Here is a 12,316-nt window from a genome sequence, read left to right as displayed (position 1 = left end):
TGATGTAACATCCAGCTAAAAAAAACTCTCTTTAGGTTGTGAACCTAAAGAGAGTTTATTTAAAATGTATGATTATAATTTTCGTTTAATGTTACCTGCCATTATGCCAAATAAGCACAACACAAATATCCCAATAGTTGATGGAGCGGAAACGGAAACCGGTGCAGCAAATCTTTCAAACCTGATACTATCCCAATAAGCTCTATTATTTAATCCATGCGCTATAAATTCCACAGAAACTAAATTATCCCAAATACCAGACAGGTTAATTTTTCCCGTTTTTGAAAAGTCTTCTGAAATATTCGACCCATCTGAGAGCAAGCCGTTTAATGTCACAGAAGACACCGGATTTCTACCATTCACATAGCCATTACCTGATTGAAATGACTGCAAAGAAAATAAATCACTATTATCGGTTGTTAAAGTAAATCCAGAGGTATTTGAGCCCGTCTCATCCCAGGTCATTAGGCGACCATTTTTTCCAGTAAAAGCAGAATCATTTCTATCCGCACCAAGTGATGCTAGACCTAAGGAAGTGCGTTCAATAATAAAGCCGCTTGTTTCTAAGCTATCAATTCTGAACTCACTTTTATCGACATTGAAATTAATGATAGCTGCAGAAGCTGAACTACTTAATGTGATCATACATCCCACCAATAGGGTTTTTAATAGTTTTATCTTCATATTATATTTTCCTAAACAAGTTGAATTTAAAGTTTTTATAAAACTTAGCTATTGATGAAAACCCTTAACCTACGGAGGGATGTCACAATATGATTACAATTCTACATAAAATTTTACATCTTTCATATATAAAAAACTATTTTATATTGATTTTTGTGGGATAAATTTACGCATTACGTGTGGTTAGCATTTAATTAATTTAGGGTATGTGAATACAGGTCGTGGATAGCAATGGGATTAATTATTCAGCTTAGAGATTTAAACTATTTATCAACTGCAAATAACACGGAAAGTCGATGACGTTAGTGACCTAATACATGCACTGCTAGCCAAAAAAATGTATCTTGTTTTGAGAATTGACGCTAACCGGAAGGCCGATATTCATAACAACCTATTATGCTTAGCTGCTGTCTTATTTTCGCGCTGACAATGTTCTACTGAAGCTTAATTGTTTTAATTTATATTAAGAATCCCTGGCAATCAGCGTTCCAAAACCTGTGATGTAAATTCAGATAAACAAAGCCCGCTGCATTGCAGTGGGCCAACGTCTAATCAAACTCGCAGATTATTTTAGTTTATGAAATTTACTTTTTATCATAAACCGATTTTCATCAATTAAAATGAGACCGTATTCTTGCGCTTCTTTAGGAACCGTGAATGTGTAATCTAGCTTATTATCAGCAACATCTACCGGTATTTTTATATACGTGGATTTAACTTTGCTTTTCTTACCTTTTTTGTTTGCCGTAGCTTTATCAGATATTTTGACAAGGGCATAACTCTCAATAACGTTATTTTTACCCTCTTCTAATACAACAGAAACTTGACGAGATTTGCTATCAAAAGCATCACTCACGATAGTCGGAATGGAGGCTACTTGTTGTTTATGTTTTTCATCTTTAAATCTAGTAGGATCTTTGTAAGGATATTTTGCATCATAATCTTTTAGATATTTTTCTAATCTTTGAGATAACTCTTTGACAACTTCAGGCTCTTGTTTAGCGATATTATGCATTTCTTCTAAGTCGTGTCGTTTGCCGTTTTTGTATAGGCGATACAGGAGATAATCGCCACTCAAATAATTTTTATATAACTTAAAGTCTCCAGACCTTATGGCTGACTGTTGGGTAGAATTGAGACCAAAGGGATAATGCCACCATAACTCTTCTCTAGGTTTTCCATTTTCATATTTAACGTCACTTTCATTATCTAATAGTACGTTTGAAATATCTAAACCATCTAATTCCGCGCGATATTTTTCAGGAATTTCACTTTTTGTCAGACTTAATACAGTTGGGAAAAAATCTAATTGGTTGATTAAAACATCCTTTGTTTTTCCTTTAACAATATTAGGGCCGGAAATCAGCATTGGTACTCTAATACCGCCTTCCTGAGTATACTTTTTCCCCTTATCTAAAGGTGCATTATCCGACATAATTTCGTCTCTGCGTTGCTCCGCTCCGCCATTATCAGAAGAGAAAAAGATGTAGGTTGTTTCGTACAATTTTTTACCAGGATTTCTAGGATCGTCGGTTTTCTTTAAATAATCGACAACACGCCCAAGGCTCCAATCTAATGTGGTTACCATAGCGCCAAAGTAAGGGTTGGTTTGTCCGCCCGTCGTTATTGGAATATCTTTGGTAGGGAACTCCATGCCTAATTTATCAGTATAATATTGCAATAATTCACGGTTTTTCGTGTGAATTGGGTAATGCACCATCCAATGAGCTAAATATAAAAAGAAAGGTTCTTGCTTGTTTTTGTCCATAAATTCAAGTGCACTTTCAGTAACCTCATCGGTTGGATATGAGATCCCATTGGGTGAGTCTTTTGTAAAAGGATAGTACTTTTCGTCACTTAAACGATATGGGTCTTTTTTGCTGTGTGTTGCAAAATAATTAACTCGATTGTTCTTCCCTTTCGGCCCTTGGTGCGCGCCTCTAGACTCATTCACAAAATCAAAACCTTGATTCTTTGAGCTTTGAATCTGAAGATGTCCCGCGTGCCATTTGCCTACGTGGCCGGTTTTGTAACCATTCATTTTTAATGCTTCAGCGATGGTTAAATGCTCTGGACTTAATCCTTCGGGAAAATATGCACTAATGTATTTTTCCGATTTATGGGGAGCTGGAATTTGTCCGCCAACCACATTGGTTATACCGGTTTTAGCAGGATGTAAGCCGCTTAAAAGTGCTGCTCGTGAGGGAGCACAAGTGGGTGCGGGGGAATATCCATTAGTAAAATTGACCGCATCTTTTGCTAATTTTGCAATATTCGGGGTTTCCCAAACAACTGGGTCGTCTAAATCATTTAATTCGGTGTCTTGCCAACCTAAATCATCTGCATAAAATATAATTACATTGGGTTTTATTAACTCACCTTTCTCCTGACTACTGACGTAGTTAGAAGAGAAAAATGCTAATGATACTAAGGTTAAGAATGTTTTGTATTTTTTCATAATATGTATTTATTCCACTTTACAGGCCTAATAATAATCTTTACATGTTCGCTAAATGATTAATCTGGTTAGCGTTTTCAAATAAATAATAAAGCGTGGCGCCGGCTAATTTAGCAAAGGATAAATAGTACAAAGGTTTTCCCATTCGCCCATTCCCTTGCAGTGCTAACAAACAATTTTTACATGGACTTTTGTCAATATCTCCTAAGGTTTATATGCTTACTAAAATTTCATCGAAATAAAGTGTGTGGAACAAAATAATAGCGCTATAAAAATAGCGCTATTTGCGTACTATGAATATTCACTAAAAAAGCAATACTGAGTCAATTGTGCCTATGGCAGTTTTTGCTGAGTAACGATAATTGCTTCATTTGTACCAGAATGATATGTAGAAGTATCAGTATGAATTTGCGTATTTTCATCGAAAGCTTCAAAGTCATCTTCAAATATTAGAGTCGTCCCTTCTACATCAGAGTAAATTTTTAGGTCGTCAATATACAAAGAGCCATCAGTTACCGGATTTGGAGAATCACCTAATCTAAATGCTGTATTTAAAACACCGTTTTCTACATCGCCTGGATGCGTAGAAAATGAAGAATAAGAACCATTAGTTATTACTAACGCTGGATCTGAAGAGCTTATCGGTGTGCCGTTTATTGATACGTTCATAGTTGGGGTAACTGTACCGTCAGCATTCGTCGCATCCCATGTTATGGCAACATCAACCCACTCACCAAGTTCAAATTTTTGATCGATGAGATGTTGATCATTGTTGTCACGAATAGCGATATCTCCATCTTTTAAAAATCTTAATTCAATTAACGCCCTTGCCGTATTGTTTCTATCGCCATAAAGACCCACGCGAGCACTTTGACTAGGATCATTCAGTTCATTCGTTGAATCAAAATTTTCACCTAGTTCATGTTTAAATAAAAAGCTCAACTTGCCTACTTCAAGAGTGCTTGCAAGCGGATTACCACTGCCATCGACTTGGTCGCCGATCACTAGTTTTAACTCACCTATATCACCATTTGATGGTGTTTCGCCTGTGCTCGTGTTGATGTTAGTATCAGTTAATTTCACGACTTTAGTTGAAATAAGATCAGCACCTGTAATTGTTATAAGCAGTGAGCTTGTCGTACCATCAAACGAAGTTAAGATAATCGTATCGACTAAATCATCATCATTACTCGTTAGCGCGGCAACCGTTGCATTATTGGTATCTAAAGTGTACGTCCAAGCTCCGCTTGCCGTTATGCTAAACACACCGTAAGTTGTTGTTATATCACTCAACTCTTCGAACGAACTCTCCCCTTCATTAAGGTCTGTAACAATCGCCGTTCCTGTAGCTGGTTCAGCCTCACTAGAGGTAATTGTAACGCTTAAATCACCTGAAAACTCAGCATCTACAGGAGGGATAGGTGCAACTTCATTCGTAGCTTCAGAGGTTACATCCTCCGCGAATCCGTCATTATCAACATAGGTAACCGTCACAGTAACCGTTTTACCCACTTCATCGTTAGTTAGCGTAACTGTCGGCGCATCGGTGCCGATAGAATCTGTGCCTGCTAGCCAAGCGTAACTGACACCTTGTAGTGACAAGCCGTTATCATCAGTGATAACAGCAGTTAATTCCTGTCCAGACTCCACAGTACCGGTAATTTCGACAACCCCTTCAACATTTAAAACAATCGGTTTGATCACCTCAGTGGCTGCTGACACAACGGATTCATCAAAACTATCATTATCGGTATAGTTCGCAGTGACCGTAATAGTGCTATCAATATCACTATCGGCCAATACATAACTATTAGACGTCGCCCCAGGTATTGCTACACCAGCTGACAACCATTGATAAGATACCGCAGACTCATTCACGCCATTCACATCACGAACTTGTGCAGTTAACGTTTGACCCGAAGTCGTCTCACCGGAAATAGACACACCACCTTCTACATTAAGTTGGTTGTCTGAATCAGTACCACAAGCAGATAATGCTAAAGCAAGTGCAGATACTGTAAAAATATTTTTTAAATTATTCATTTTTCGCCCTAAATTATTGTTTTTTCTAGTTACAATTTAGTTTTTATAAAACACCTTCAAAATTACATTAGAACTTGTAATTTACTGAAACAGAGTAGGTTCTTCCTCGATCAAAATAATCTAGGAAAGTAGATTCATCGCCATAAAAATCACGACGTTTTTGACCTGTAATGTTATTGGCGCTTAACTTAACCGATACATTTTTCATTGGTTTAAGATTAAGGTTTACATTCAGTTTTTCTTGCTCGCCACTAAAGCGTGAAGTACTTGATTGTGAACCGGTTCCACCTAAGGAACGGAAGAATGAACCACGGTAGGTGTATGCCAGTCTTATTGCATACCAATCGGCTTCATAAAAGCCAACAAAGTTAAAGTTATCTTTAGACGAACCAGGGAAACCAAAGCCAGCATCACCCACGTTTTCTTTATCAAACTTAGAATCAACATAGGTGTAGTTCACAGAAAAACCAAACCCGGCCAATGCAGGCACTAATTTTTCCAAAGGTTGCAATAACCCGATTTCAACCCCTTCGGCTGTACCATCTGAAAAGTTGATATTGGTTGTTAGTTCCCAAAGGCCGTCATAACCCGCTAAAGGTTGGTCGACCAAGGTATCTTTGATGATGTAATCATCAATTTCTTTGTAAAAGCCACTTAAAACAAATGCGCCATCATATTTGGTATACCACTCATAGGTAATATCAAGGTTTTGTGAACTCATTGGGTTCAATGCTGGGTTACCTATTACAGCAGAGTTATCTACACCTTCATCATCTAACCTAATTCTGTTTATAGGTGCAGTATCTTGATAATCAGGACGAGACATTGTTCTTGATAAACCCAAACGCAATGCCATATTTTCATTTAACGCAAGGTTCAAGTTGAGACTAGGCAGATATGTCCAGTAGTCATTAACGGTTGTTACTATCTCTTCAGTTATCTCACCATCTGGTAATTCTAGCTCTTGCAAGGCTGTTGCCTCGTTATCAGTATAAACAGCACGCATACCCACGTTGCCGGTTAACGGCAAACCGAAAACTTCTGTGTATAAATTAACTTGGCCATAAACTGCAAAGATATCTTCAGTCATTTCATAGGACTGATCAGGATCAACTCCAATCTCATCCCAACTATAACTTTCAATTCTTGGGTCAATAGTGACCGCTGATGAATAAAGTGGAACTAGGTAACGTGAAGGTGAAATACCCTCACCACTCAAGAATTCTTCAGGTAAGCGATCGCCAATCAATGCAGCACCTAACATCTCATCCGCAAAATCGCTTAAAGTGCCAGATTTGGAGCGCTTTGCATCGATATCTGTTCGATCGAAGTGGATACCGAAATAAACTGATGAAAACAAGTCGTGATTATCAATAGCGTAGTCAAAAGCAGCCGTTAATCCGTAATTTTCACCCTCACTAGAAATCTCTCTAATACTTGCTCGAGAGTAATTCCAATCTTCAAGAACATCAGCATCTGGAGCCGTTATTGAAGGCAAGTCACCTGTTCCATCATAGATAAAAGTACTGGGATCGAGATCTTTTTCGAATCGAACAAAACGTAAATTTTGAGTGTAATCAAGAGTCGATACATAAGCATCAAAATTTGCATTGAGGGAATCATTAATTATCCAATCAACATTGATACCCGAAACTAAATTTTTCGTTTCATTGTCGTATTTGGTTGCCGTGGTTCTTGCGGCTAGGCCACTTCCGGTTAAATCTGATTGAGCAAGATTAGCATAACGAACCGTGCCATTTTCATCCACAACCAGACCAGGGTTACCCGCTTCAGATTGATCGAATACAGTACCTTTCCACACACTGTTTTGATTCAAATTAACTTGAAACTGATTACGAGTAGATTTGTTGTTGTAGTGGGAGTACATAAAATCCCAATTGATATCTACATCTTCATTGGGTTGATATTGAATACCCGTAGCAATAGCTAAACGACTTGGGCTTTCACGTATGGGGTTCATGGTGATATTTTTGGGTGCTCTAGCTAGAACAGTCTCACTTTCACCGTTTGTTTGCTGACTAATTTGATAATCATCGCCCCAGTTAATTCTCAACTGGTCTCTAGCATTTTTTTCCTCACTTGCTACAAGGGCAAAATAACCACCTAGATCCTTGTCATCATTGCGAAATGCACTAAGTGCATTCACGCGAAAACCAGTTTCATCATCAATATCATTTAAACCAGCCCGAAAACCGATTGTCGAATAGCTGTTCTTCTTTTTTAATTTTCTTAGATCCAGCGGCTTCATTGTCTGTAAATCAATTTGGCCCGCTAAACCGCTTTCAGGACGGCTAGCTGTTGATCCTTTCGTTACCCTAACACCTGATAAAACACTTGGTGGAAAGGCATTAAAATTCATTTTACGTAAGTTTCGACCTTCGTTACCTGATGATAATAATCGACGACCGTTAATAGTAGAGTTTACAAACTCAGGGCCAAGACCACGGATAGAAACACGATCACCGTCAGTACCTGCATCATCAGTTTCAATTTGAACACCAGGAATACGTTGAATTGCACCAGCAATGGAATCATCTGCAAATTCACCAATGTCTTCAGAAGTAATTGCATCTACCACGGTATCTGCATAGCGTTTGATTTGTGCAGCATCTTTTAAGCTACCCAAAATCCCCTTCACTTCGATCACTTCAACTTCATTTGGCTCAGCAGCAGTTTTTTTAGACTCTTGTGCTAAAGCAATATTTGCATTTAATAAACTCGTCGAAAAAATTGCCATTGATATTGCAATTGCTAGCTTATTCTTATTATGAAAATTTAAAGACATTATGCTATCCCCTGTATAAATTTCGTTCATCAATTTACGTAATATTTACATGGTAAACAATGTTTCACATTTAAAACAGCATTTTTTGTTATTTTTTTTAGATGATTTAGCAATAAAAATAAAACATCTAATTAACAACAGGTTAGAGAACCCTATTGAACAGCATTTATTGTGGGAAAAAAGTGTTTTTTAGCGACTTAATCATTTAATTGCGCTTTTTCAGAAGATAAATGGTTTAAATTTTGAGTAAATAGTTAATGCTTCGTTAACAATCTTACCTAGTAAACAAGAATGAGTATTGACCATTAACTTAATATGAAACACTATATTATATACAAAATAAATTAGAGGTTGTTCTTTAGATGGAAGAGAAAGAGAAAAAGAAACGAAGTTATTCTGCTCCTGCCCTAGAAAAAGGTTTTGAAATATTAGAGCTATTGGCGGAAGTGAAAGAACCTATGTCCCTTGCCAAAATCTCGACTACTTTAGAGCGCTCTAAAAGTGAAATATATAGAATGATTTCAGCATTGGAACATCGAGGTTATCTATCCAGGAACGAAGGCAGTGACTCATTCCATATAACCAATAAATTATTTGATTTAGGAATGAAAGTACCTCCTGTTGGGACTTTGGTGGAAGCGGCATTTCCAGTGATGCACAAGCTATCTGGCGATATTAAACAATCTTGTCATATAGCAGTTGCAAACCAACAGCATATGGTAGTTATCGCCAGAGTACAGAGCCCAGCTATTGTAGGTTTATCGGTTCGAGTGGGACATCATCTTGACCTATATAAAACCGGCTCAGGTAGAGTTCTTTTATCCTATATGCCTGAGAAAGCAAGAGAAGAATCCCTCAGTATATTTGAAAAAACGGATAACGACTTTAACAGAGAAGAATGTGAAGAATTAATTGAGCGGATATTAAGTAAAGGCCATGCTAGGTCGAAAAGTCCAATCGTTTCAGGCTTAATCGATTTGTCTTTTCCGATCTTTCTTGGAAAAAGTAAAGAAGTGATTGCCTGTATAACGGTACCTTATATTGTAGAAAAAGGTATTTCCTTAAGCCTTTCAGAAACCGAATCTTATGTGCGAGAAGCAGCAGCTGAACTTTCTGAATTGGCGCAAACCTACAGTGGGTTCTAGTAAACGCAAGACTGTCTAAGGCAACACAAAAATGCAAAGTTAAAGTGTCACTGGCACTTTAACTTTGCTCGGTTAGTCCAGTAAAATTTTAAATCCAATAACGGGTTGTTGAGGTAAAGTTTCAGGTAACTTTATAGTCAGCCCATTTTTATTCCTGTGCCAGTGAATCTTTTCATCCGAACCAAGCATCGATATTGATTGAATATTTTTGTTTAACAGTCCAGCGTTTTTCAATGCTTTGATTTGAATATCGTTTTCAGGTGGAGCCAGTACAAAAGCAAATAAAATATTATCCTTATAGGTAAAGCGAATATCTTGAGCAGAAAAGGCTTTTAAGTTTTCGCCCGCTCGCTTAGTAACGATCTTTAATGGACCTTCACCAAAAATCTTCCATGGTCGAGTAGCATAAATACCTTCACCATTAATGTTAATCCAATCTCCAAAAGCACGAATATAGGCCGCTTGCTCTTCTGGTAAAGTGCCGTCACCACGCAATGCTACGTTCATCATTACCACGCCATTTTTACTAATGGCATCAACCGCGTTACCCAGTAAAACCGGCACGCTCATTTTGGTGATTAAATTTTTGCGATAAAACCAGTTACCCGAAACATCTGTCGCCCACATCCAGGGGTGAGTTTGTATTTCACCAAACATTCCCCGTTCAAGATTGTAAGTAAAAGCAGCCTTATCTTTTTTTGCGTCTTTAAATGAAAGTACCCGAGTTTGTTTACCGTTATTTTCTAACAAATCACGATTGATAAAATCAGAAAACAAAGCAACACCAGAGACATCGCCAAATTCATCTGAAGGATATGGTGAGTCATTGTTAAACATATCTGGATCGTACTTTTCGATTAATTCCCAGCTGCGTTCAAACCAATGTTTGTTCCAAGTCTGCTGCGATGCAAATTCTGTTGGGTGATAGTCCATTGCAAAGAGTTGCCATTCTAAGGTATTCGGTTTTTGATATTGTCTGGCTGCATTAAAAAACCTTGGTGCCCAATATAAATGTGTAGACACACCAAATTTAAGTCCATACTTAGTTGCTGCATCTTTCCATTCTTGGATCGTGTCTCTTTTAGGTCCCATATCTACCGCGTTCCATGGGTGAGATGAGTCGTACATATCGAAATTATCATGATGGGTTGCCACGGGCATAATAAAACGAGCGCCATTTTGTTTAAAAAATTTAACTAACCCCTCAGGATCCCAGTTTTCAGCTTTAAAAGATGGAATGAATTTTTCGTAGCCAAACTCTGAGGGATGTCCATATCGTTTAGTATGCCACTGGGTGAGCGTAGCCGTGGTTTGCATATCTCGTTGAGGATTTTTAGACGGTGTTATAAAGCCTTCTGTGCCGTACATTCTGCGTCCATAATGAGAACCATCATGGGGTCGATTTTCATCTATCGCTGAAGGTATCCCCCAATGTGTCCAAATACCTATTTTGCCATCCACAAACCATTCTGGTACCTGATAGTTTTCGGCCATAGACTGCCAATTTGCCGCTATTAGCTTATTGTTTTTATCGGTATCAGTTTGATTGTCGTTTAATCCATTGGCGCAGCCAGCTAAAACGCTCTGACAGCACCAGATTAAGATAGTTAAATACGTGAATTTAGCTGTTTTTTTATAATTCATTTGGACTCCAAAATGGGATTCCAGTTTCCTTTAGCTGTTTGTTGTATCGAATAACGAGGGGAAAATCGGCCTCTTCCACCTTAGGAAGACCTTCATTAATCATTAAAGGAACACTTGCATCCCACCATTGTTCATACGCATTACGCAGATTGTTCACGACTTTAGGATACATAGATGCTAGGTTTTGGCTTTCTCCATGGTCGGCATTCACGTCGTAAAGTTCTTTATTATTAACGAACCGCCATTGCTGTGTTCGTACCGCATATTTACCGTATTTTGCGGCTTCCATCTCACCCGCTTTCCAGCGCCCAATATGTATAAAGAGCTTACGATCATCCCATTGGGCTTTAGGGCTATTTAATAAGGGTATTAACGAGCGCCCATCAAGCTGCTGCATATTTTCAGGTAAGGTCGCACCGGCTAATTGCGTTAATGTCGGATAAAGATCAATGTGAGCAGTCAGCCCATTAATATCAATATTTTTATCTAGTACACCTTTCCACTGCCAATACATGGGAACCTTAGTTCCGCCTTGATAGGCAGAGTTTTTTCGACCTTTTAATCCAGCATTGAATGGAATGAGCTGTTTGCCGTTGTGAACCATAGGTGGCATTGACATGCCATTATCGGTCATAAAAATGATTAACGTATTATCTAATGCGCCCCACTCGTCTAATTTCGACATTAAGCGCCCGACGTTATCATCAATGTTCTCGATCATCCCATAACGGCCAGCGGTTTTCTGATCATATCCAGCTTCTAAAAACCGTTTTTTATAACTTTCAGGCGCTATATAAGGAGCATGGGGTGCATTAAGTGAAACGTAAGCGAAGTATGGCTGTTTTGCAGAGTGCTGCTTTTTTATCCAAGCTAATGCTGCAGAAAAAAACACATCAGTACAGAAACCTTTGGTCTGTACAATTTTGTCGTTGTGAAGCAATACATTGTCAAAATACAAATTATCTTTATTAGGAGGGAAATCTCCTAGGTGAGTTTGGCCAATTCCGCCAGCACCATGCATTAGCACCTCGTCAAAACCACGAGCTTGCGGTAAATATTGCGGTTCGTCGCCCAAATGCCACTTGCCAAACAATCCCGTTTGGTATCCTGCAGATTGCAGTGCCTGAGGCATGGTATAAACATCAGGAGCCAAGCGCTCCCGCTGAAATATGGTATGGGTAACCCCCACTTTAAAAGGTGGTAGACCACTCATTAACGCTGCGCGTGTAGGAGCGCAAGTAGGACTTACTTGAAAGTCGTTAAAACGCACAGCGTTGGTGGCAAAACTATCAATATTTGGCGTGTTTAAAAGTTCATTGCCCGTAAAGGAAAGATCCCCTAATCCTTGGTCATCTGTCATGACCAAAATGATGTTTGGTCTGGATGCTAACAAATTTTTGTCCAGTGGTTTTGCACTTACATCACTGCAAATTGATGCAAATAACATAAATACAAACGCATACCGTAAATTCAAAATAATCCGCCTTCTAAGTTTAGTGTCGCAATCAATCGATAAAAATCTAGTTAAAAACATGC

The 12,316-nt window shown here is 38.4% G+C and carries 7 protein-coding genes; 1 reads left to right on the top strand and 6 read right to left on the bottom strand.

The window, feature by feature from the left end; translation table 11 throughout:
* Positions 1-72 precede the first annotated feature (72 nt).
* The 4 genes from KO530_RS09610 to KO530_RS09595 all read right to left on the bottom strand — a co-directional run bounded on the left by KO530_RS09610 (position 73) and on the right by KO530_RS09595 (position 7,991).
* Complete coding sequence (locus KO530_RS09610) at positions 73-684, bottom strand: hypothetical protein (RefSeq protein ID WP_216048198.1); 612 nt, start codon at positions 682-684, stop codon at positions 73-75.
* A gap of 565 nt (positions 685-1,249) precedes the next feature.
* Complete coding sequence (locus KO530_RS09605; RefSeq protein ID WP_216048197.1) at positions 1,250-3,142, bottom strand: sulfatase; 1,893 nt, start codon at positions 3,140-3,142, stop codon at positions 1,250-1,252.
* 333 nt (positions 3,143-3,475) lie between these two features.
* Positions 3,476-5,185 carry a VCBS domain-containing protein gene (locus tag KO530_RS09600; RefSeq protein ID WP_216048196.1) on the bottom strand — a complete coding sequence of 570 codons (1,710 nt, stop codon included), beginning with the start codon at positions 5,183-5,185 and terminating at the stop codon, positions 3,476-3,478.
* A gap of 67 nt (positions 5,186-5,252) precedes the next feature.
* Complete coding sequence (locus tag KO530_RS09595) at positions 5,253-7,991, bottom strand: TonB-dependent receptor (protein ID WP_216048195.1); 2,739 nt, start codon at positions 7,989-7,991, stop codon at positions 5,253-5,255.
* 362 nt (positions 7,992-8,353) lie between these two features.
* On the opposite strand from KO530_RS09595, the gene KO530_RS09590 reads away from it, so the two are divergent.
* Entirely contained in the window at positions 8,354-9,136 is a 783-nt protein-coding gene (locus KO530_RS09590) for an IclR family transcriptional regulator (protein WP_216048194.1), read from the top strand.
* A 72-nt stretch (positions 9,137-9,208) separates the two neighbouring features.
* Here the strand turns inward: KO530_RS09590 and KO530_RS09585 are convergent, their stop codons facing one another.
* On the bottom strand, positions 9,209-10,780 hold the full coding sequence (locus KO530_RS09585; protein ID WP_216048193.1) for an alpha-L-fucosidase: 1,572 nt from the start codon (positions 10,778-10,780) through the stop codon (positions 9,209-9,211).
* Complete coding sequence (locus KO530_RS09580) at positions 10,770-12,254, bottom strand: arylsulfatase (protein WP_216048192.1); 1,485 nt, start codon at positions 12,252-12,254, stop codon at positions 10,770-10,772. The genes KO530_RS09585 and KO530_RS09580 overlap by 11 nt, the downstream gene beginning before the upstream one ends.
* Between the last annotated feature and the right edge of the window lie 62 nt (positions 12,255-12,316).

The sequence above is a fragment of the Aliiglaciecola lipolytica genome (assembly GCF_018860635.1).
Classification (GTDB): domain Bacteria; phylum Pseudomonadota; class Gammaproteobacteria; order Enterobacterales; family Alteromonadaceae; genus Aliiglaciecola; species Aliiglaciecola lipolytica_A.
The sequence above is the reverse complement of the archived record's forward strand: the minus strand, read 5'-3'. Positions and strand labels throughout refer to the sequence as shown.